This is a genomic window from Gemmatimonadaceae bacterium (assembly GCA_035633115.1).
Lineage (GTDB): Bacteria > Gemmatimonadota > Gemmatimonadetes > Gemmatimonadales > Gemmatimonadaceae > UBA4720.
Map to the genome: position 1 here is coordinate 118,216 of DASQFN010000047.1, position 21,527 is coordinate 139,742.

Here is a 21,527-nt window from a genome sequence, read left to right on the forward strand (position 1 = left end):
CCTGTTCCGTTGAGCTGTTGAGTTTGGCAAGAATACTGATCCTCATTGGTGGGCCATTATGGACGAACCCGAGAACGCAGAAGGAAGCGGACGTTCTCGCCGATATTGGCCATGAGGTCAGCGTCGGCGGTGTATGGTTTGACTCGCTGTCGGAATCCAGAGATCGGGCCATCTATGCAGGCAAGCCCTGGACTTTCCGGCCGATTCTCGATTTCAGGCCCCGCACCCTGCGGGGACGTATCAAGAACATTCAGGTCCGCGCTCGAACGCGCGCCGCCCGTGAGCTTTTCAAACGGCTGGGATTGGTTCTGCCGGCAATCCACGGCTACGGCCACTCGGAGATGCTGGCGACAGCGTTGAAACTCGAGGCAGAGCTGACGATCGTGCATTCCGAAGCGGGCCTATGGGTCGGAGACAGGCTCCTCGACCGGAACATGAACGTGGGTGCTGATTTCGAGGATTGGTTCTCCGAAGATCTCGCAGGTCACGACCGGGCGCTCAAGCCGATAACGCGAATCAAGGAGCTCGAGCGGCGACACGTACGCGAGTGTGCCTACCTGGTGACAACCTCAAACGCTCTGGCGAAGGCACTCGCAGCCGAATACGAATCCCGAACCCCGGCGACGGTATACAATGTTTTTCCGCCAGACAGTACACGCGGCGCCACGAAACCGGGGCGCGATCGCGTTTCGAGTGAGCAGGTGTCACTCCATTGGTTCTCCCAGACCATTGGCCCCGGCCGGGGGCTGGAGCTTCTGTTCGAGTCGCTGCGACGGGTCGAGGTCCCGTGTGAAATCCATCTAAGAGGAGCTGTCACAGCGCAAGTGAAAGCAGCGCTTCAGTCCCAGATTCCCCCGGGATGGCGCGATCGGATCTATTTTCACGGTACAGTGAGCAACGAGGAGCTGCCCCGGCGGATCGCAGAGCACGATGTGGGGCTCGCCTTGGAGTCTTCGACGACCCGAAGCAGGGACCTCACCATCACGAACAAGCTTTTTCAGTACATGCAGGGTGGCCTGGCTGTAATTGCAACAGCCACTGCCGGTCAGCGTGAGGTCTTCTCGGCAGCACCGGGAATTGGAATGCTGGTTCACGAGGGCAACGCATCCGAGCTGGCCGGCGCGATTACCGCGTTGGTGTCGGACAGGACTCTCCTGATGAAGATCAGGGAAACAGCGCGAGAACATTTCAATCATCGGTTTTCCTGGGCGGAGCAGCGGGCCGCGATCGTGGGCGAAGTATCCCGGGCCCTCGCCTGAGACAGTCCGACTCTTCAATTGGCAACAGCGCTTCCATGCTGACGCTGTTCTTTCCGTGGTCCACCCCGGCCGGCTGATTTTCTGCGCATTCTCCTGCTGATGGACCCGTTTCTTCCCGTTCCGCCGGTACACTACGGCGGAATTGAGAGAGTGATCTATGACATCGCCTGCCGATACAGCTCGATGGGACACAGAGTGACTCTTGTCGCGGGACCGAATTCCAAATCCCCTGACAGGCTGGTGACCTTCGGAAAAAACGGCAACGGATCGGCGAGACTTGACTATTCGCTGATTGAAGAGGTGAATGCCGTGCTGCGGCAGGAGATCGGCGGGCACGATGTGCTGCACAACTTCGGTCGCCTCGCATTTCTATTGCCGGTGGCCTGGAACAGGATTCGAAAGATTCAGACGTACATGCGTCGGGTAAGATCTCGAAACGTTCAGCTGCTGAACAGCATCGGGGTTCGAAACCTCACCTATACCGCCGTATCGAATGCGATAGCGAAGACGGGAGCGCGAGGCGGAGGTGATTGGCGGACCGTATACAACTGCGCCCCAGTGGAACGATTCACGTTCGCGTCAATAGTGGACGCATCTGCTCCTCTGGTTTTTCTCGGGCGTCTGGAACGCTGCAAGGGGGCGCACAATGCAATTCGGGCAGCGAAGCTCTCGGGCCGGAATCTCGTAATCGCTGGTAACGTTTCCTCGCTCCCTGAGGAGCGGGAATATTTCCATTCAGAGCTCGAGCCGGAGTTTGACGCCGGACAGATTCGTTATATAGGAGAAGTGGACGACACACAGAAAAATGCTTTGCTGGGACAGGCAGCGGCCCTGCTTCTTCCGGTTCAATGGGAAGAGCCGTTCCCGGTCGTGCTGCCCGAGGCGTTCGCATGCGGCACTCCCGTGCTCGCGTTTCCCGGAGGCGGAATTCCGGAAGGAATCATCCAGGGAAAAACAGGCTTCATCAGTACGTCACCCGAAGAGATGGCTCGCGACGTTGCCCGGCTCGGCGAGCTCTCACGAGCAGAATGTCGCGCTGCCGCGGTCCGGGAATTCAGCGATCACGTAATTGCATCGCGGTACCTGGCGATCTATTCCGAGACTCACTAGGGTGAGATTTGGTGCAGGATGACCTTGAAACAGAAAATCGGGAAATTTGTTTTCCGCTCCGTCCCGGTTTCCCGACACGTTTTCGATCATTTTCGCCTGGAGCTCAATGCGATGTGGGTTCGCATCGCTCACCTGGTTCATCCCGGCTATGTAGCCCGGGTGCGGCGTCTCAAGGCGAAGAAGTCTCTTCTGGTCAACGTCGGATGTGGACCTTATGGAAAGCCCGACGGTTGGATCAACCTGGATCTTCACCAACTGCAAAACGTGTACGTTCGCGCGGACTGTCGGCGGCGCCTACCTCTCGCGGACGCGTCATGTCGCGGAATTCACGTTGAAATGTTCCTCGAGCATCTCGATCCGTTCGATGAGCTGAATTCCTTTCTTTCCGACTGCTACAGAGCGCTCGAGCCAGGCGGGATACTTCGTGTCATCGTGCCCGACGCCGAGCTCTTCGTCAGAGCGTACTTATCCCCCGGGTGGGAAGCGTTGAACGAAATCAGTTACGGTGGCGAAAACTGGGCAGAGGTGTACCCTGGAAAAATGGAAGCTCTCAACCACGTCTTTCAGCAGGGATACGAGCATTACGGTGGCTGGGACTATGAGCGTCTCGAAAGGCTTCTTAAGAACGCGGGGTTTGGTCGATGCCAGCGAGTGCAGTACGCCAAAGGTGAATTTCCCGGCGGGCCGATCGACAGAGAGTACCACCGACAAAATGGCATCTATGCGGAAGCCACGAAATAACGTCCGAGCTCGGGAATGACGAACGAGAACGGAGCCGCCTCGCGGGCCAAACGGGTCCTGGTCATCAGTCCCAGGTTTCCTCCTACGAGCGCTCCTGATCATCAACGTGTGCGGATGATGCTTCCAAGCCTTTCCGAGCTCGGTTGGCACGCAGTGGTGATGGCCGTCGATCCTCGCTACGTCGAGGCGCCGCTCGAAGACGATCTCCTCTTGACGATCCCTGAAGGGACGGAAATCGTGCGCTGCCGCGCCGTGCCGCAGGAACTGACGCGCAGGTTCGGATTCGGCAGCCTGGGTATCCGGGCAGGTGCATCGCTGCGAAAAAACGGAGACGCGCTTATCGAGGCCTCCCATTTCGATCTGGTCTTCTTTTCCACGACTGAATTCGGCGTCATTCCGCTCGGCTCCAGATGGAAGCGCCGCTACGGCGTACCGTTCGTGGTAGACCTGCAGGACCCGTGGGTGAACAATCACTATCGGATTACCGGGACCCCGCCGCCCGGAGGGATGGTCAAGCATCGCGCCACTCAAATGATCGCCGCTGCGGCCGAGGGTCGCACGTTGAGGGCGGCAGCACATGTCATCTCAGTCTCTCCGAAATACAGAGACGATCTCTGTGAACGATATCCTTTCCTCTCACCTGCCGGATTTTCAATTATTCCCTTTGGCGGGTCGCTCCGTGATTTCGACCTGATGCAGCGCATCACCCGCTCGCAGCGCATTTTTGACCCTTCCGATGGCCGGCGACATTGGCTGTACGCGGGGACAGCGCCTCCGGGAATACGCTCCACGATCATTCCCTTCTTCCTCGCGCTAAAGCGTGCACTGGACGCAGGGATAATCGAGGAGGACTCTCTCAGAATTCATTTCGTGGGGACGGACTACGCACCGGCGGGAGCGGCAGTTCGACGGATCATTCCCACTGCTCAAGAGTTCGGCTTCGGTGACATCGTTTCCGAGCACCCGCAACGCATTCCGTATCTAGAGACTTTGAAATGTCTGACGGAGGCGCACGCATTGCTTCTTTTCGGCTGGGACGATCCGGGATATACCGCGTCGAAGCTCTACCCCTACATACTGGCGAAGAAGCCGCTCCTGACTGTGCTCCACGCGGAGAGCTCCGGCAACGAGGTGATGCACGCGGCGAAAGCCGGAGTCTCAGTCTGCTTTGACGTTGCGTCCCATGCAGCGGAGACCGCCGACGGCATTTTTGAGTTGTGGTTTCGGGATCGCGCATTCGACGCACTTCCCAGTACGGACTGGGCTGGATTCGCGCCATACACTGCGGAGGCGATGAGCCGGAAAGTGGCGAGAGTCTTCGACAGCGTCTGCCCGTAATCTGAGCAGTCCCTCAGGCCATGGTGCGGCTCGCGATTCTGTCGACACACCCGATTCAATACAACGCCCCGGCGTTCGCGGGTCTTGCCGGCCACCCCGATCTCGAGGTGAAGGTTTTTTACGAGTGGGAGGGCACCTCGATAAAACCGGATCGGGAGTTCGGCCGAACGGTCGCCTGGGACGTTCCATTGCTGGACGGGTACGACTCGTCTTTCCTGCCCAACAGGGCGAAAGACCCTGGGACGCATCATTTCCGGGGAATCGACAATCCAGGTGTCGTCGACGCGATTTCTGCGTGGCGACCGGACGTGCTCCTTGTGTACGGGTGGGCACATGCGTCGCACCTTCGGGCGCTCCGGTATTTTCATGGTCGAGTTCCGATCCTGTTTCGCGGGGACTCGACTCTCCTCGACGAACGACCAGCGTGGCGTCGCGCTGCACGTCGCGCCGCGCTTCGAATGGTCTATCGCAATGTCGATGCGGCTCTGTATCCGGGCGAGGCAAGCCGCAGGTACTTTCTGGCGCACGGGCTTGAACCGCAGCAGCTTCACTGGGCACCACACGCCGTGGACAACGATCGTTTCTCGAGTGATGCCGCGCGGAAGGAGATGTTGGCGCGCCAGTGGCGAACCCGATTAGGGATCTCGCCGGACGCCGTCGTATTCTTGTTTTCGGGGAAACTTGTCAGATGGAAAGACCCCGAGCTGCTGCTGGAGGCGTTCATTGGGATCAGTCGGTCCGCTGTCCCCCCTGTTCCGCATCTCGTCTTTGCGGGTGACGGAGATTTGTTGCAGTCGCTCCGTTCGCGATGCGACTCGCGGGAGGACGTCCACTTCACCGGTTTTCAGAACCAGAGCGTGATGCCGATCGTCTACCGTCTTGGCGATGTGACAATGTTACCATCGGCGCGGGATACCTGGGGACTTGCGGTGAACGAGTCGATGGCGGCCCAGAGAGCTGCCATCGTGAGCGATCGCGTCGGGTGCGCACTCGATCTGATCAAGCCGCTCAAGACGGGAATTGTCTTCGAAGCCGGCAACAAGGCAAGCCTGGAAGAAGCGATGGCCTACTGTGTGGCGAACACGAAAGATTTGAGATCGATGGGACAAGAGGCCGGCCAGCTGATCGATGGCTGGTCGATTGGCGAGTTCGTGAGCGCGACCGCGGCCGCCGTTAATAAGCTTCACTCGCAGGTGTCGCGCGGCGGCCGCCGATGATCGTACTGGTGCCGCCCTGGCTCGGATAAGGAGTGCCTGCGCGGGCCTGAGCGCGGTGTCGTTTCGGATTGCCTCGGAACCCATCGGAATTGTAGCTTGGTTAAGCATGTTCCCACCATCATGACCATCACCGGCAACCCGCCCGTAATTCCGGCGCCGGCAGCAGCGTTGCCGACGGGCTGGGGTGATTCAGCCCCTCATCCAGCGTTGACGCCGTCGTCGCAGCGATTGCGGCCTGCGGGCGTACCAGTGCGCCGATCGCTTCTCCGGTTGGCGGGCTTTGGTGCGATTCCCCTGATAGGGCTTGTAGCCGGGGATTGGATTGCCAGCGTTGCCCTGGCCGTTCTTTTCGTGGCCTGGAAATTTCTCTCCCGGGAGCCGGGGCCTCCGATCGTGGCTGCCGCGTTCAGCATGCAGTGGCTTCAGGTCGTCGCCGGGATTCTGTACTTCGTGTTCACGGGCCGGCGTGTTATCGAGATGCTTTCGGACGATTACCGGCCAATGGCCGTAATCGGCCTCACGTCCATCGTGGTGCTCTTTACCGGCTTCTATCTGGCGGGAGGATTCGGCCGCGCGAAGCGACTGCGCGCCAATGCTCAACGCCTGCTCCCCTGGCCGACGCTCAAGATCGCAGTCTTCTACGTCCTCACGGTTGCCCTGTCCGGAGTCCTCCAGGAAGTTGCCTTGTCAACGGGTGGCCTGACGCAGGTAATCCTGGTCTTCAGCCACGTTCGGTACGTGTTGCTGTTTTTGCTCGTGACGCGACTCACGACGCCGAGGCTGCGCTGGCCGTTGATCGCAGCGATACTCGCGACAGAAGTCGCTCTCGGGGTCACGGGATTCTACGGAGGCTTTCGGGAGCCTCTCGTAATCACGGCGATTGCGATCTTCGGGGCGATGGACAAGAAGAGAATCGGCACGTGGGTTTTCATTGGGTCCATCGCGGCGCTCGCGTTGGCGGCCGCTCTGATCTGGACTGCCGCCAAGCCGATCGTCCGCCAGCCTGCCCTGGCCACCGCCTCACCCGCCGAACGTCTGAACGCGGTGATTTCGCTGACCGGACCCACCTTCGCCGGGGGGGCTGGAGCATGGAAGGGCCAGGCCGACAACCTCGTTTCACGCCTGTGGGCGATTTATTACGCGGGACTTGCGTACAAGCGGATACCAGCGGTCATGCCGCACGAAAACGGCGCAATCCTATGGGGCGCGATCGAGAACGTCCTCACACCGCGGCTCTTCTTTCCCAGCAAGCCGGTGCTCCCCTCGCAGAGCGACGAGGTGCGAAAATATTCCGGAGTTTGGGTAGGAGGCCGCGAAATCAACACCAGCTTCGCGTTCGGATATGTTGGCGAAGCGTACGTCGATTTCGGACTTCCCCTCATGTTCGTCCCGATGTTCATTCTGGGACTTTCACTCGGCTTCGCTTATCGCTGGCTGAATCGCCACATAAGGCACGACGAGCTGCGCGTCGGCGTTACAGCAGTAATCGTCTGGTCAACCCTCGGAGTTTACGAGGCTTCGTGGGTGATGCTGATTGGGCCGTCAATCACTATCCTGGCGGTTCTTGGCGGGTCCGCTTACCTCCTCGATCGCACGCTCACAGCCGGAGGGAAGCAGCGCACAATTGGCTATTTGTCGAAAGCCTCGTAGGCAGCTAGCGCCTCGTGGCAGCGCTTCTCAAAACTGGCGGTCGAGAAGTATTCCAATTCACTGCGCGGAGGCACGACGGGATCGAGCAACGCCGAGCGAATCGCGGCTACGAGCTCATCGGGGCGCGCAGGATCTACCAGCAAACCCCAGGTGCCGTTCCTCAGCGCCTCACGGCTGCCGTCGATCTTGCTCGCGATGACGGGGACTCCGACAGCGAGCGCTTCCAAAAAAACGTAACCGAACCCCTCGAGCCGGCTCGGCATCACGAACACGTTCGCCAGCCGGTAGTAATCGCGTTTTTCCGCTTCGTCTACGTAGCCTGCGAAACGTACGTGATCCTCCAAACCGAGTCCGCGAGCTTTCGCCTCCAGTCGAGCACGGTCCGATCCGTCGCCTACCGCGATATATGCAACGTCGGGCATCTCTTCACGAACTGCAGGCAGCACTTCGAGGATCTCGTCGAATCCCTTTGCCTGCTCGGCCGCATCCATCCTCCCCACGGTCAGTAATGTCCGGCGGCCCTGGAGACCGAGGCGCGCAATCAGCGACTCGTTTTTCGTGCCGGGAGCATACGTCGCGAGGTCTATCGCGTTAGGGATGAGAAATGATCGGTTCTCGGGAACCTTCGTCCACGCGCGCATTTTCGCGAAAGTGATCTCACTGATGGATACGAACCCGAACACGAAGGCGAGCATCAGTCGCGTAATCCATCCGCGGTGATACCACACCTCGATGCCGTACGTCACAAGAATAATCCGGGCACCGGATAGCGCTGCTGCTGCGACTGCGGCTGGAAGGAGATTGATGTGCGCACAGACAATCCAGTCGACGTTTCCGCGGGCCGCTGTGCCGAGAACTGTCGACGTGAACTGCAATTTCCCCCGAGAGGCGCCGTGAAGGTGGGTCGTTCGTGCCGGCAGTGGCTCCGGCTCGCGGGCGATCACCCGAGGGATCACCGTGACCTTTTCCGTGTCCGGGTAGCGAGCCAGCGCCGCGATCAGGTCACGGTTGTATTGCGCAATTCCGCCCGTTCCACCGTAAGCGTCCGTGACGAGGACGAGTACTCTCAAGGATGCATCAGCTACGGTCGAGACTGAGCGTTGTAAACACGGTTCGCTCGGCCGCCGCCGTAACGGCTCAGAATGCTGTCTGCCCGGGCGTTGTATTTCTGCTTCTCCGCGGGGCCGAGGGTGTGGAGCGCGGCAGTCGCCATGCCACCGTCCGTACCGTAGAGCCGGCCGAAGTTTCCGCCGCTCAGTGAGATTCTGCTCGTGTAAGCAAGCGCCACAATTCCAGTCAGCGCTACCCACGCTGCGTACACCGGCACAAAGAGCCGTACAGCTCGACTTTTTGGAGCTCGAGCGAGCGTCGATACGACATGGGCGACGATGAGCGGCGCGATAGGCATCCACAGCCGCGGCGAGTCGTACGGCCAGAGGGCCAGAATCGCCAGATAAAAGATGAGGTAAACGCCGGCCAGATCGAGGCGGGACGGCTTCTGCCGCGCGAGCATCAGCGCGACCAGGGCAACGAGACCGGCCGCGGCGAAAACCGGTTGAAGAGCGTGAAACCGTGAGAGGGGAAGATTGATGATCAGCTCTCCAAAGCCGGTGAGCATTCCGTAAAGCCGATCAACGACAGGTGAGCTCAAACCGCCACGCACGTACCAGAACCGTGGATGGACCATGTAATGGGTAAAGGCTGCCGTTCTCGACAGAATCAGCACCACTGCCGCAAGAACGACGACGAGAGAAATCGTTGCGGCCGCGGGTAATTGTCTCCATCTCCAGGCTGGCCGCACATCGTGCACCGCCGAGAGGCATCCCCAGAGCAGAGCGGGAATGAGCGCCAGTCCAACGAGTCGAACGCTGACGGCCAGGCCGGCCAGGGCGAACGACAGTCCGAACAGCATCAAGCGCTTGAGTCCGTTGGCCGATAATGCCGTCGACGCTGCGGCCAGCGAAAGCAATGATGCTCCGAAAAAGGCGGCTTCGGGGAGCGGCGCAGCAACACTCCTTACGACCTGGACGAGGAGAAGCGTAGCGACGACAATCCACATCCGCACCTGAATCGCGCGATCACCGAATATCCGCCAGGTGGCCCAGACTCCGAGCCCGAGAAAAAGGGAATTGGCAAGAATAAAGAAGAAAGTCGATCCCAGACCGGTGCGGTCGAGCAATGCGATGATTACCGGGTAGCCGGGCGGGAAGGGAACCGTTGGCAGTGCGCGCCCGTCGGCCATCGCCGCAGCCGTGCTGAGGTAGTCCACGGCATCGCTATCGAGTCGCAGTGGGCTCAGGGTCTGCAGGAGGTACAACGCGCCAAGCCCGAGCAAGACCATCGGGAACAGCCAGTGCCGCAACACGCCCTCTCCCTCCCACGGGAGCCCCGCGCGCCTCGGCGAAGCGTGCGGGCGATCGGAGTTTTCGGCAGCCGTCATGCGTGGAAGTTCCACACCAACGCTAAATTGCGCCACATGCTGGATTTCCATAACCATCTCATGCCGGCCGTCGATGATGGCGCTGCCGACATCGATGAAGCGCGGTCGGGGCTTTCGGTTCTGGTATCGCATGGAGTCGAAACGCTCATCACCACCCCGCACCTTCGCGCGTCGCTGATCGATCGGCCCCGTGACTTCGAGGCCTACCTCGACGTTCTCGATAACGCCTGGCACGCGCTGAAAACGCTGGCGTCGGCCGAGTTCCCCCAGATGCGGGTGGAGCGTGGCGCTGAGATCATGCTGGATGTCCCGCGGCCCGATTTTGCCGATCCGCGGCTGCGTCTCGCCGGGACCTCGTTTGTGCTTCTCGAGTTTCCGTTCATGTCGATACCGCCGCACAGCACGCTCGCCATTCGTGAAGTTGCGCGAAAGGGATGGATTCCTGTAATCGCGCATCCCGAGCGCTACAGGAACATTCCGACCAATTATGATCTGGTTGAGGATTGGCGCGACTCGGGCGCGCGGATCCAGGTGAATGCCGGCTCGTTCATCGGATATTATGGAGCTGCCGCTAAGTCGATTGCGTGGAGTCTCCTCCAGCGCGGGTGCGTGGATTACCTCTCGAGCGACTATCACTCGCGCGGCAAGTGCGCAGTCCGCCCTTGCGCCGACGCGTTCGAGCGACGGGGAGGAGCATCCCAGTTGCGCGCTCTGACAGCGACCAACCCCGAGCGCCTGCTCTGTGACCAGCTGCCCCTGCCGGTACCACCCCTCCTCGAGCAGCGTGCGGCATTCTGGCGGCGACTCCTTCCCAGGTCATTACGCTGAGCGATCTGCATCCACTGATTCAGGGCGTCATTGCGACACTGATCGCCGCTCTTGCCCTGAGCGCGTGGATTGCCATTGGCTCTTTTTTTGTCAGGACAACAGCTGATGACAGCGTCCTAACGCTGCCGGTGTCGCTGCTCGCGGGGAGCGGACTGACAGCAGCCGCCTACGCGGTACTCACCCGGCTTGGCGTAGTTGACGGAGCGATATTGTCCGTCGCCACGGTATCTCTCGTGGCTCTCGCCCTTCGGCCAGCTGTTACGTGGCGCATAATCCGTGGTCTCGCTGCCGAGTATCGGGCCACGCTGCGCGAGAGCCAGCTCCTGCGCATGGTTGCAGTTCCTCTCGCGGCGCTTCTCTGGATTGGCGCGATTGGTCCGCCTCGAGACGCGGACGTCATGCGATATCATCTGGCACACATACGACAGATAATCAGCGATGGCCGCTGGGAGACCATTCTTGATTATCACTACGCGTTTCCGTTTGGATGGACGCTCAATTACCTGCCCTTCGAGCGGATGCACCTGCCCCAGGCGGCCGCCCTCGTCAACGTCGGGCTGTGGCTCGCTATGCTCGGCGGACTGCTCAGCATTACCCGTGCGGCGAGGACGATACCACCGGCGGCGTTGATCTGCGCGGCTTTCATGGCGCATCCATTCGTCCTTCGTGTGTTTTCGAGCGCAACGGCGGACGCGTATGCGGTCTTCGCTGTTTACTCGATCGCAGTCCTGCTGTTGCGGGCAGACGATGAAAAGTCATCACATGCGTCGTTGGTTGGGTTCGTGTGCTTGATCGGCGCGCAGAGCCGCTATCAAATGCTGGCGGCCGCTATCGCGGGAAGTCTCGTCTTCCTCGGTATGGCGTTCCGGCCCCGTGGATGGCGGACGGCCCTTGGCTTTTCGAAGGGTGCGGTCGCGGCAGTGGTTCTATGCGTCCCCTTTTACGTCGCCAACCTTAGGGACTTCGGCAACCCCGTATGGCCCCTGTTCGTCCGCGAGATCAACGGAACTCTCGATTACGCCAATCGGGTAGCGGCGCTGTACTCCACTTCACTTGTCGGACAGTACGACTTTCGGGCATTCGTGGTGCGCTTCCTGGAGCTCATTACGACCCCTCTGGTACTGCCGCTGGCGCTCGTCCTCGTTCTGCTCGTCCCCGCGTCTCTTGCATCGCCCGCGGCACGTTATCGGCGCGTCGCGATTTTTGGCACATTGATCCTTGTGCTATGGGCCATCGCACAGCCGCGACTCTTTCCGAAGCACGTCCTGCTACTTCTTCCTATCGGAGCGCTGCTGGCGGCCGCCGCGCTCGAAGGGCGGACAGTGGGACATGCCGCCGGCCGCGCGATGCACACCGCATTCGGGGCGGCCGTCGTCGCAATGCTCGCCGTGTCGGCAATTCTTTCCGGCGATTACATCCGCTACGCAGTAACCGGGAATCGCGCCGAGTACCACCGGTTCACGTGGTATTATCCGGTTTATGACTGGGTGAATCACAACACTTCGCGCGATTCGCGTTTCCTGGTCGTCGCGTACTCGGGTCACAGTTATTACCTCGACCGGAGGTATCGCCGAGCAGATCCCTGGCTCAGTGGTGTTGTTGATTGGTCGCGTGTTGCGTCAGCCGGTGATGTCGATAAGATCGTGCGTGACGGGGCATACGATTACCTGATCTACGACGATCGGGATTGGAGTGACTTCATGGGCGGCTCGGCGATGTCGCGCGCTGTCAGATCAGCCATGTTGCAGGGCACGCTGGTTCCAGTGCATCAGTCCCGGGAGAAGCTCTACAGCAGTCGGTTCATGCGCGACTTTACCGAAACGACAGTCTACGTGCTCCGTCGTGGCGCGGGTCTATGAGAGCGCTCGGCAAGTAGATCACGCTGAGGCTCGGAAAGTTCAGGGTCTCCCCGACAAAGGAGATTCTACCGACACCCGCCATCTGCGAAAAAGCGGGCCATGCTTGCGCCCTGAGCCGGGAACACATATAAATACGGTCCATAAGTCGCCCTCGCGTCAACGACAACGTCCCGCGGAGATGGAAAATATGAATTCGCTTCCTCGCGTTCGCCCCGGATTGCTCCGTCACCAGCTCGACAGGCAGGTGCTGATTTACGACGCTCGCGACGACCGCGTGCACCTTCTGGACACGACGACAGGTCACGTGTTCGAACTCCTCGAGGAAGGTGGCCGGGGCCGCGAGGGAATCGTCGCGGAGCTGGCGACCCGAATGAACGCGGGGGAGAGCGACAGCCTGTTGCAGCTCTCGCTCGACGAGCTGAGAAAGGCCGATCTCCTCGATGACGTTTCTGCTCCGGTGGCGCCCCTCACTGAGATCAATCGACGCGACCTGCTTCGGAAGGTTGGAATGGCAGGTGCAGCGGCGCTTCTGATTCCGGCCATCGCGACGCTGACCGCGACCTCAGCTTATGCGCAGGCGTCCTGTCTTCCGCTCGACCATCTCTGTGACCCCAACCTGATACCATGCTGCACGCCCAATACGTGTCAGGACGTGGATCCTGGCACTGAAGTGGGGACCTGCCAGGCTCCCTGAGGTCATCTTCTTTACAGCCGAACAGAACTTTCGCAAAAGGGCCCCTCTTTGAGGGGCCCTTTTTCTGTGGCACGCATCCGTGATCAGAAGAGGTCAGGTACTCAGCCGCGCAGGCGCTTGCTCAAATCGATTGATTGGCTCCAGCGGCGTTTCAGCCTCGGGGAAGAATGCTTGCCTGAACCGGTGAAAGAACTCGGGTGGCATGTTCCCACGCCACTGTTTTTGAATCCTTCCACCTGTCACAAGCACGGTGGTCGGCACGCTCCACACCAGCCGATTCATGAGGGTCTGCGGTATGGTCGTAATCGGGAAACGGATCCCCGCGGCTTCGACGAATGTTTCCAGCCTCTCCCTGGATGTCGCGACGACCCCAGCCACTCGGGGTAGTCCAGGGGTCGGCTGAATGGCGTTGAGCACACGCACCCATTGCTTGCAGTACGGGCAGTCAGGCCCCAGAAAAGAAACCAGAAACTCCGTTTCGTCCTCGGGGACAGCGCCCCACGCGGACCGCCAGCGCCGTCCGACTTTAAGCGGGCTCATGTCGATCATGAACCGACCGTGCCGGCGAAGCGTTTGCTGAGATGCAAAGGCGAAAGCGCCAAGCCCGACCGCGACCGCGGCCGCTGCGACGAATTTCCATGGAAGCGTCTCGGGCGACGGAGGCAGAAATATCCACGCCGAGAGCGCCAGTGCGGCGAGGGCGGCGTTGAGCGCGATGCTCTGGGACATTGAAGGGACTACGTATCCGCCGTAACACCCGCAATCGGTCGTTTGTCCGCTTTTTACGCCCCACCAGCTCACGGCGGTGAGTGCAACAAGCAACACGACAGTAGCGGGCAACACCACGGCCGGCGCCACTCTCAGGATCAGTGCGACTCCCAAGGCGCCCTCGAACGCGGCAGCGGCTAATACCGCGCGTTGAACGAGCCGGCGAGGTATCCATCCAAGTCGTGTCAGATGCGCGGCGAAAACGTGGGGCGCTATCGCTTTGATCGCTCCGCCCCAGAGAAAGACCGCGCCAACGACCCACGGGCCGAGCACGAGCCAGGAAACTCCAGAAAGCATCTCGCCGGAAACAATCATAGCAGGTAGCTGGTCAAAGGAAAATAAAGATGGAGCTGCCACGGCGCGCGTCGGAGAAATGACTGAATGCTTCGGCCACAGGGAATCGGTGTACTTTCGAAATGATGCGATGGTGATGATTTTTCGCCCCACCTGGATTTTGCAACGCCTTTCGCAGACATGTGACCCAGCACCCCGGAAAATGAGACCCGAAACAGCGCTCGTCATCGCCCTGAGCCGCATACCGATTCGCGATGCAGCGCGGCAGCGCGTGCATCGGCTGGTCGGCGAAGGGATTGACTGGGAAGCGGTTCTGACGCTCGCCACGCAATGGCAGGTCGAGCCCGCCGTCTTCGGAAATCTAGGATCGGAATTACTCGAGGCAATGCCGGCGGCGGTGCTTTCCCGCGCGGCCGAACTGGAAAAGCTGTCCCGGGCGTATGCGATATCGCGTACGTTGATCCTCACGCAACTGGTGAAGAGTCTGGATCGGGCGGGCGTTCCGTCCATTGTGTTGAAGGGACCGGCCGTGGCGATCGCCGCGTACGATGACTATTCACGACGCACATTTGCCGATGCAGACCTGCTGGTGCGGCGGAGAGATCTCATCCGGGCGCGCGACCTCGTGCTCAGTAGAGGGTACTCGGCCCGGTATCGCCCTGAGCGAGAAAATGGCTTGATAGCCGGCCAGCATGCGCTGGAGTTTTCCGATTCCCGAACAAGCGTGGAGCTTCACTGGACTTTGTTATCCCGTCATCTCCGATTCAATCTCGACGTGGACGATCTCTGGAGCCACGCAGTGGTGACGCCGTGCATGGACTCGCAAATGAGAGTGCTTGCGCCTGAACATCTCTTCCTCTACCTCTGCGCCCACGGCGCAAAGCATGAGTGGCGGATCTTTCGATGGGTTTGCGACATCGCCCAGCTCGCCGACCGTCTGACTCCAACGCAGGCGGAGCGAGTGATGGGACTCGCCAACGACGCTCATGCGAAACGACTTCTGGCTCTTGGGCTGCGCCTAGTCCGCGAGATGTTCGGGGAGGAGGGTTCGCCCTTTCCGCCCGCAGCCTTCGGATCTGAGCGCGAGACGGCGCGACTCGTGGCGCTCGTAAGAGCGCGGCTCACCTCGGAAGCGGTCGCCTCAAGTGGGCTTGTTCCACGGCGAATGGCACATATCCATCACTACATGGAGCCGCTGGCATTCTGGCTCCTGTCGCGTGAGCGAATGAGCGATCGACTCGCATGTAGCGCGCAGTTTTTCTTTGTCCCCGCGGCGGGCGACAGCAGCCGTGGCCAGTTGCAGCGCGTATTCCGCCCGGTCCGGCTCGCCGCGAAAGCAATCCGGCGTCTTGCACACGCCTCGTGACTGGGGTCCGGGCCAAGAAGGCGAGCCGCGGGGCGAAATCACTGTCGGAGCTCTGTATCGAATTCGACGGCCGCCAGCTCACGGTGGGGACGGACGTGCCTGAGATACGCGAGTTTCTCACCCACGAATACTCCGCCATGCTCGTTCCGGAGGAGAAGTCCAGTATGGGTCGCCTCGATGTGCTGCGGAGCGGGAATGGATACGCTGTTCGCGGAAGCAGGGAGGTCGGTCACGCTCCTTCGCTCCGATATCTGTTCGAGTCAATGAAGGCCGAAATTCTGTTTCACTTTATCAGCACGCGGCAGGACCTCATGTGGGTACATGCCGGAGGAGTGGAGCGAGCGGGAAAGGCAGTGCTCTTCGCAGGCCCGTCGGGCAATGGCAAGAGCACGCTGGTTACCCTTCTTTGCGAGCGCGACTGGCGGTTCCTGTCGGACGACATCGCGCCGATAAGGATGAACGCTGACGTCGTGCTACCATTTCCACAGACTCCGCGCCGCCGGATTCACCCTCGCCGCGAGGTCCCGCCTAACGCCATTGGCATAATCGAGCGTGAGGCTGTGATGATCGATCCGGAACATGTCCAGCGCGGCCCGGCTGCAATTGGCGCGATCGTTTTTCCGGCGTACAGCGCAGGAGCAGCTGCTGAGCTCAGCCGGGTAACCCCGGGTGATGCCGCGTTCAAGCTGATCCGCGACTGCACCAATTTCGCGGATCATAAGGGTGCTGCAGTTTCGCGCGCGGCCGGGATTGCACGAACGGTCCCCGTTTATGCACTCACCTACTCCAGCGGACCCGGCGCAGCCAGTCTTGTGGACTCCCACGATCACGGGGTGAGGCGGGCGCAGGATTGAACGGCAATTTCCCTCGCGCATGAACGACGCCTGAATGCTTTTCAACTCGTTCACCTTCCTGATCTTCTTCCCGGTCGTCGTGACGATCTATTTCGTCCTGCCGCACCGGGCCCGTTGGGCGTGGCTGCTCGCGGCGAGCTGCTACTTCTACATGGCGTTCATTCCCGTCTACATCCTCATTCTCTTCTTCACTATCGCCGTGGACTACGCGGCAGGGATACTCATCGAGGACTCCCAGGGAAAAAGAAGGCGGATGTTCCTCACCATGAGTATCGTCGCCAATGTCGGCGTGCTGGCGATCTTCAAGTACTTCAATTTCCTGAACGCGAACACCCGCGCCATTGCGGAGGTCTTCCACTGGCCATACGACATGCCGGCGCTCGACATCATCCTGCCGATCGGACTGTCGTTTCACACTTTCCAGGCGATGAGCTACACGATCGAGGTATATCGCGGCCGCCACAAAGCCGAACGCCATCCCGGAATTTTTTCGCTGTACGTGATGTTCTTCCCGCAGCTCGTTGCCGGACCCATCGAGCGTCCGCAGAATCTCCTTCCGCAGTTCCGCGAGCGCCACGAGTTCGATTACGATCGCGTCGCCGACGGATTGAGACGCATGGGTTGGGGTCTCTTCCTCAAGGTCGTCATCGCCGACCGTCTTTCGCAGTACGTCAATCCGGTCTACAACGCACCCTACGATTACGACGGTCTCACGCTCGTCGTCGCGACGATATTCTTCGCTTTTCAGATCTATTGCGATTTCGCGGGCTACTCCAACATCGCGCTCGGCGCCGCGGAGGTGATGGGATTCCGCCTCATGCGGAACTTCAACCGTCCGTACCTTTCACGCTCGATCAGCGAATTCTGGTCGCGATGGCACATCTCGCTTTCCACATGGTTCCGCGACTACGTGTACCTCGCACTCGGAGGGAATCGGGTGCCGAAGCCGCGGTGGTATTTCAACCTTTTTGTAACGTTTCTCCTCAGCGGACTCTGGCACGGCGCGAACTGGACGTTCGTGGTGTGGGGAGCCCTCAACGGGTTCTACCTCGTCTCCTCGATCGCCACTCAGGGCATGCGCGAGCGCATCGCCGCTCGGACTGGCCTCATGGACCATCCGCGATTCCACGCGGTGACGAGAGTCGGACTGACATTCGCGCTCACCTGTTTCGCCTGGATATTCTTTCGCGCCGGGTCACTCAGCGACGCCGGTCATATCATCTCTCAAATGCTCGTCCGCCCAACCCTTCACCAGATTATTCCCGACGGGCTGCGCGCTGAAGGGATCACGAAGCTCCAGGTCGCCTTCTCGGGGATGCTGATCGGCGGCTTGATGCTTTTCGAGGCGATCAGCGCTCGGGTCGACATAGCGCGCCGCTTTGCGATCCAGCCTGCGTGGGTCAGGTGGCCCGCGTATTATTTGCTCTGCATGTCGATCTGGCTTCTTGGCGTCAGCAACGAAGCGAAGGCTTTCATCTACTTTCAGTTCTGACAGCGCATGAGCGACTCCAGTAGAACGGCCCTGATCTGCGGTGTGTCGGGGCAGGACGGGGCGTATCTCGCTCAACTCCTGCTCACACGCGGGTATACCGTACACGGCGCATCGCGCGACGCCGAGGCGAGGAGCTTCCGGAATCTGCGCAAGCTGGGATTGCTCGACTCGGTACGCCTCGAGTCGCTGACGATCACGGATTTCCGGAGCGTCCTGCAGGCGCTTCGACGTGTGAGGCCTGATGAGGTTTACAATCTTGCGGGCCAGAGCTCGGTGGGTCTCTCTTTCGACCAGCCGGTGGAGACGCTGGAAAGCATCAGCGTCGGCACGCTCAACCTGCTTGAAGCAATTCGCTTTACCGACCGGCCGGTACGCTTCTACAATGCCGGCTCGGGTGAGTGCTTCGGGGATACTCGCGAGCCGGCCGATGAACAAACCGCGTTTCGGCCGCGCAGCCCCTATGCAGTCGCAAAGTCTGCCGCGCACTGGGAAGTGGCGAACTACGCGGACGCTTACGGTCTTTATGCGTGCACCGGGATTCTGTTCAACCACGAATCGCCCCTGCGCGCCGAGCGCTTCGTGACGAAGAAGATAGTCGCTGCTGCGTGCCGAATTTCCCGGGGAAGCGGCGAACGGCTTCAGCTGGGCGACCTGAGCGTCCAGCGAGACTGGGGATGGGCGCCGGAATACGTCGAGGCGATGTGGAAGATGCTTCAGCAGGATGCGCCCGCGACTTATGTCATAGCAACCGGGAAATCACACACGCTTGCCGAATTCGTCGCGCGCGCTTTTGCCGAGGTTGGACTCGACTGGCAGGATCACGTAGATGTGGATCGGCGGTTGTTCAGGCCGGCCGACATCAACTTCGCCCGTGCCAATCCGGCGCTTGCCCGGGAGCGACTGGGCTGGTCCGCCCGGGCGCACATGCACGACGTGGTTCACATGATGATGGCGGCCGAGCTGGCCGAGCAGGTTAGTTGACCGCTGGAGCGCTCGAGATGCCCGACGACCGGAGGAAGCACCGTGTCCGGCGCTTCCTCGCCAAATGCTTTCTCCTCGGTGTGGCGATTGTCGGCAGCGGGTTTCTGATAAGCCGCTACGACACACGGGCAAGTGACGACAACTACCTCGCGGCCGTGTTGGAGAAGGATCGTCTCATCCGGACAGCGCCTTCCCCCAAGATCATCCTCGTCGGAGGATCGAACCTGGCCTTCGGAATCGACAGCCGGATGATGCGGGACTCGCTCAATGTTAACGTTGTCAACATGGGCCTCTACGCGAGGCTCGGGCTCCGGTACATGCTGGCTCAGGTCAAGCCATACATCCGACCCGGAGACGTTGTCGTCATCTCGCCGGAGTACGACCAGTTCTACGGAAAGTTCTCCGAAGGCGACAACACGCTGAACACGGCGCTGCTGTACGCACCGGCGGATCGGATCGGTGATTTCATCAAGTCTTACTCCGTGATCGACATTGTGCTCCGCCCGCGGGTGGAGAATGCGCGCCGCGGATTCCTGCAGGCTGTGGCAGACCTGTTTGGCGTCAAGGACAAATACTTTCCGCCCGACACCAACCCCGTCTACAACCGCCGCTCGTTCAACCAGTTCGGGGACATGATGAGTCACCTCGGACGAAAGAGCATGAACCCCGACTCGATCTACGTGAGTCAGCTTCCACCACGGACCGAATTCAACAAGAGAACACTCGACGACCTGAACGACATCGGCGACGCCGCCCGCGCGCGGCAGGCCCACGCATACTTTCTCTTTCCATCGTATATCGACCGCTCTTACACGGTCAACACGGAAGCGATCGATGGGATCCGGCGGCGACTCGCGAACGACATGCGGATTCCTATTCTCGGAACTCCGAAGGACTTCGTCTATCCGGCCAGCTGGTTCTTCGATACCAGGTACCACTTGAACGAGCTGGGGCGGGGCCCGCGGACGCTGAAGATGATCGAGATCCTTCGGGAAGTGCGCGTTCGCGGTCGATGGTAAGGGTCTCACGCTGCTGGCGCCTGCCGGCGCGCCGACTTCCGGTTCATCGGTGGTTCGGCTCCCCTCCTCAGCCTTGTATGGCGCTTCCCTCTCGCCGCTCCCGGGCTTCACCAATCGACGGTAGAGACGCGCTGGGCGTGAGGCGCGGTGCACTGGCAGGCGGCACGTAGAGCGGCGCCTTCCCCGACAGGAAATTCGATCGTACGATGTGCCACAACGCCGCGGCCCCATCGGTCCACCCGATCTTCTTACCCTCGGCGTAGGTTCGCCCGCTGTAGCTGATGGGGACTTCGTAGATTCGCGCTCGTGCCTGGGCGAGACGGGCGGTCAGCTCCGGCTCGATGCCGAAGCGGTCAGTGCTCAGGGGGAGTGATTTCATCAGATCCGTCCTCATCATCTTGTAGCATGTCTCCATGTCGGTGAGGTTCAGATTTGTGGCCATGTTGGACAGCATTGTCAGCAGGTTGTTCCCCATGCTGTGCCAGTAGTAAAGGACGCGACGCGTGTCGCCTCTGAAGCGACTTCCAAAGACCGCGTCAGCGCGCCCGCTCAGAATCGGCTCCAGCAGGCGAGGGAGCTCCTGCGGATCGTACTCCAGGTCCGCGTCCTGAATCACGACAACATCGCCCGTCGCGTACTGAAGAGCGGTGCGGACCGCCGCCCCTTTGCCGCGATTTCGCTCGTGGGCAGCGAAATGGTCGATCTCCCCATCAGCCTTCAGCTGCTCGAGGACTTCGTGCGTCGTGTCCGACGAGCCGTCGTCGACGCAGATGAGCTCGATATCCAGCGGCACAGCCCGTACGCGCCTGACACTCTCAACGATCGTAGCAGCTTCGTTGTATACGGGCATGAGTGCAGAAACGCGCATCGTTGGTAAGCTCCTAGGATGTGATTGAGTCAGCTTTCCGGCCGATCGCGATGAGGCTCTGTCCGATCGGTACCGTCACGCGGTCCTCTATTGCCGCCGCAATCGGGACGACGACGCGGTCATAAAGTCTCGTCTCCGGTCTGCCAATGGACGTCCGGCGCAACAGCTTGCCGGCAACGAACCAGGTAAGAATGCCCGGCAGATTCATGTACCCGAGCATTTCGATGTGCCAGCCCGCCGTCTCGACGCGCTGTCGAAGCGATGTTCTGGTGTAGCGCCGAAAATGCTCGAAGGCCGTGTCGAGCGAGCCAAAAATGGCAGGCACGGCAGGAACAAACAACAGCATTGTTCCACCCGGGCGAGCTTTCTCCCAGGCTTCTCGCAGAAATTCGTCGTCGCGCTCGACGTGCTCTAGGACGTTCACCGCCACTAGCGTGTCCGCGGACCCCGCCGGTGCGTGCCTGAGGTAGCCCTTCACCGGTGAAGCTCTTGGGTCCCTCGCGAGACGCCGGGAGAGAATCGGGAAGTTGTTCTCGCTCGGCTCGATCGCGACGAGACGCTGGACCTGGGGGAGCGTGAGCAGGAATTCGGAAAACGTCCCTGTCCCGGCCCCGATCTCGATTACATGCGCGCCGACGAACGGGGAAAATCTTCGCAGCAGCCAGCCGTAATAATTGCGCGCGTCGGCCAGACCTTCGAGCTCCGAGCCGGAATAGACGAAGTCCGGAGTGTGCAATTAATCCGCGTTA

Annotated in this window: 19 protein-coding genes; 14 read left to right on the forward strand and 5 right to left on the reverse strand. The window is 60.5% G+C overall.

Going from position 1 to position 21,527, the window contains the following annotated elements:
* Positions 1 to 23: 23 nt before the first annotated feature.
* The 6 genes from VES88_05120 (at position 24) to VES88_05145 (ending at position 7,315) form a co-directional block, all read left to right on the forward strand.
* Positions 24 to 1,259: a glycosyltransferase gene (locus tag VES88_05120; protein ID HYN80862.1), complete on the forward strand. Its 1,236-nt coding sequence runs from the start codon at positions 24 to 26 to the stop codon at positions 1,257 to 1,259.
* A 99-nt stretch (positions 1,260 to 1,358) separates the two neighbouring features.
* Positions 1,359 to 2,369 carry a glycosyltransferase gene (locus tag VES88_05125; GenBank protein ID HYN80863.1) on the forward strand — a complete coding sequence of 337 codons (1,011 nt, stop codon included), beginning with the start codon at positions 1,359 to 1,361 and terminating at the stop codon, positions 2,367 to 2,369.
* 24 nt (positions 2,370 to 2,393) lie between these two features.
* A complete protein-coding gene (locus VES88_05130; GenBank protein HYN80864.1) occupies positions 2,394 to 3,110 on the forward strand; it encodes a methyltransferase domain-containing protein in 717 nt (238 codons plus the stop codon).
* A gap of 114 nt (positions 3,111 to 3,224) precedes the next feature.
* On the forward strand, positions 3,225 to 4,448 hold the full coding sequence (locus tag VES88_05135) for a glycosyltransferase (protein HYN80865.1): 1,224 nt from the start codon (positions 3,225 to 3,227) through the stop codon (positions 4,446 to 4,448).
* A gap of 20 nt (positions 4,449 to 4,468) precedes the next feature.
* Positions 4,469 to 5,665, forward strand: coding sequence for a glycosyltransferase family 4 protein (locus VES88_05140; protein HYN80866.1), 1,197 nt, complete (start codon positions 4,469 to 4,471; stop codon positions 5,663 to 5,665).
* Positions 5,666 to 5,761: 96 nt separating this feature from the next.
* Complete coding sequence (locus VES88_05145) at positions 5,762 to 7,315, forward strand: hypothetical protein (GenBank protein ID HYN80867.1); 1,554 nt, start codon at positions 5,762 to 5,764, stop codon at positions 7,313 to 7,315.
* Here VES88_05145 and VES88_05150 read toward each other — a convergent pair.
* The gene (locus tag VES88_05150) at positions 7,294 to 8,385 is read right to left on the reverse strand and encodes a glycosyltransferase family 4 protein (GenBank protein HYN80868.1); all 1,092 of its coding nucleotides are present in this window, start codon (positions 8,383 to 8,385) and stop codon (positions 7,294 to 7,296) included. The two genes, VES88_05145 and VES88_05150, sit on opposite strands and share 22 nt — an antisense overlap.
* 11 nt (positions 8,386 to 8,396) lie before the next feature.
* Entirely contained in the window at positions 8,397 to 9,755 is a 1,359-nt protein-coding gene (locus VES88_05155; GenBank protein HYN80869.1) for a hypothetical protein, read from the reverse strand.
* A 36-nt stretch (positions 9,756 to 9,791) separates the two neighbouring features.
* Between VES88_05155 and VES88_05160 the strand changes: the two genes are divergently transcribed.
* The 3 genes from VES88_05160 (at position 9,792) to VES88_05170 (ending at position 13,136) form a co-directional block, all read left to right on the forward strand.
* Positions 9,792 to 10,583: a CpsB/CapC family capsule biosynthesis tyrosine phosphatase gene (locus VES88_05160; protein HYN80870.1), complete on the forward strand. Its 792-nt coding sequence runs from the start codon at positions 9,792 to 9,794 to the stop codon at positions 10,581 to 10,583.
* Between the two features lie 128 nt (positions 10,584 to 10,711).
* The gene (locus VES88_05165; protein ID HYN80871.1) at positions 10,712 to 12,442 is read left to right on the forward strand and encodes a hypothetical protein; all 1,731 of its coding nucleotides are present in this window, start codon (positions 10,712 to 10,714) and stop codon (positions 12,440 to 12,442) included.
* A 187-nt stretch (positions 12,443 to 12,629) separates the two neighbouring features.
* Entirely contained in the window at positions 12,630 to 13,136 is a 507-nt protein-coding gene (locus VES88_05170) for a twin-arginine translocation signal domain-containing protein (protein HYN80872.1), read from the forward strand.
* Between the two features lie 93 nt (positions 13,137 to 13,229).
* Here VES88_05170 and VES88_05175 read toward each other — a convergent pair whose 3' ends face one another.
* Positions 13,230 to 14,219 (reverse strand): MauE/DoxX family redox-associated membrane protein, encoded by a 990-nt coding sequence (locus VES88_05175; protein HYN80873.1) that lies wholly within the window; start codon positions 14,217 to 14,219, stop codon positions 13,230 to 13,232.
* A gap of 181 nt (positions 14,220 to 14,400) precedes the next feature.
* Between VES88_05175 and VES88_05180 the strand changes: the two genes are divergently transcribed.
* The 5 genes from VES88_05180 to VES88_05200 are packed head-to-tail and all read left to right on the forward strand — an operon-like array spanning position 14,401 to position 19,910.
* Positions 14,401 to 15,564, forward strand: coding sequence for a nucleotidyltransferase family protein (locus tag VES88_05180; GenBank protein ID HYN80874.1), 1,164 nt, complete (start codon positions 14,401 to 14,403; stop codon positions 15,562 to 15,564).
* Positions 15,561 to 16,418, forward strand: a complete 858-nt coding sequence (locus tag VES88_05185; GenBank protein ID HYN80875.1) for a hypothetical protein — start codon at positions 15,561 to 15,563, stop codon at positions 16,416 to 16,418. Before VES88_05180 ends, VES88_05185 begins: the two co-directional genes overlap by 4 nt.
* Before the next feature lie 34 nt (positions 16,419 to 16,452).
* Positions 16,453 to 17,910: an MBOAT family O-acyltransferase gene (locus VES88_05190; protein ID HYN80876.1), complete on the forward strand. Its 1,458-nt coding sequence runs from the start codon at positions 16,453 to 16,455 to the stop codon at positions 17,908 to 17,910.
* 6 nt (positions 17,911 to 17,916) lie between these two features.
* Positions 17,917 to 18,891 (forward strand): GDP-mannose 4,6-dehydratase, encoded by a 975-nt coding sequence (locus tag VES88_05195; protein HYN80877.1) that lies wholly within the window; start codon positions 17,917 to 17,919, stop codon positions 18,889 to 18,891.
* Positions 18,888 to 19,910 (forward strand): hypothetical protein, encoded by a 1,023-nt coding sequence (locus VES88_05200; protein ID HYN80878.1) that lies wholly within the window; start codon positions 18,888 to 18,890, stop codon positions 19,908 to 19,910. The genes VES88_05195 and VES88_05200 overlap by 4 nt, the downstream gene beginning before the upstream one ends.
* Positions 19,911 to 19,977: 67 nt before the next feature.
* Here the strand turns inward: VES88_05200 and VES88_05205 are convergent, their stop codons facing one another.
* Positions 19,978 to 20,778, reverse strand: a complete 801-nt coding sequence (locus VES88_05205; GenBank protein HYN80879.1) for a glycosyltransferase family 2 protein — start codon at positions 20,776 to 20,778, stop codon at positions 19,978 to 19,980.
* A gap of 13 nt (positions 20,779 to 20,791) precedes the next feature.
* Positions 20,792 to 21,514, reverse strand: a complete 723-nt coding sequence (locus VES88_05210; GenBank protein HYN80880.1) for a class I SAM-dependent methyltransferase — start codon at positions 21,512 to 21,514, stop codon at positions 20,792 to 20,794.
* Positions 21,515 to 21,527 lie beyond the last annotated feature (13 nt).

Excerpts from the sequence above, each read along its gene's own strand:
- VES88_05170 (HYN80872.1), top strand. The coding sequence starts at position 12,630 with ATGAATTCGCTTCCTCGCGTTCGCCCCGGATTGCTCCGTCACCAGCTC.
- VES88_05180 (HYN80874.1), top strand. The coding sequence starts at position 14,401 with ATGAGACCCGAAACAGCGCTCGTCATCGCCCTGAGCCGCATACCGATT.
- VES88_05175 (HYN80873.1), bottom strand. The coding sequence starts at position 14,219 with ATGATTGTTTCCGGCGAGATGCTTTCTGGAGTTTCCTGGCTCGTGCTC.
- VES88_05190 (HYN80876.1), top strand. The coding sequence starts at position 16,453 with ATGCTTTTCAACTCGTTCACCTTCCTGATCTTCTTCCCGGTCGTCGTG.
- VES88_05140 (HYN80866.1), top strand. The coding sequence starts at position 4,469 with ATGGTGCGGCTCGCGATTCTGTCGACACACCCGATTCAATACAACGCC.
- VES88_05155 (HYN80869.1), bottom strand. The coding sequence starts at position 9,755 with ATGACGGCTGCCGAAAACTCCGATCGCCCGCACGCTTCGCCGAGGCGC.
- VES88_05195 (HYN80877.1), top strand. The coding sequence starts at position 17,917 with ATGAGCGACTCCAGTAGAACGGCCCTGATCTGCGGTGTGTCGGGGCAG.
- VES88_05205 (HYN80879.1), bottom strand. The coding sequence starts at position 20,778 with ATGCGCGTTTCTGCACTCATGCCCGTATACAACGAAGCTGCTACGATC.
- VES88_05135 (HYN80865.1), top strand. The coding sequence starts at position 3,225 with ATGATGCTTCCAAGCCTTTCCGAGCTCGGTTGGCACGCAGTGGTGATG.
- VES88_05125 (HYN80863.1), top strand. The coding sequence starts at position 1,359 with ATGGACCCGTTTCTTCCCGTTCCGCCGGTACACTACGGCGGAATTGAG.
- VES88_05160 (HYN80870.1), top strand. The coding sequence starts at position 9,792 with ATGCTGGATTTCCATAACCATCTCATGCCGGCCGTCGATGATGGCGCT.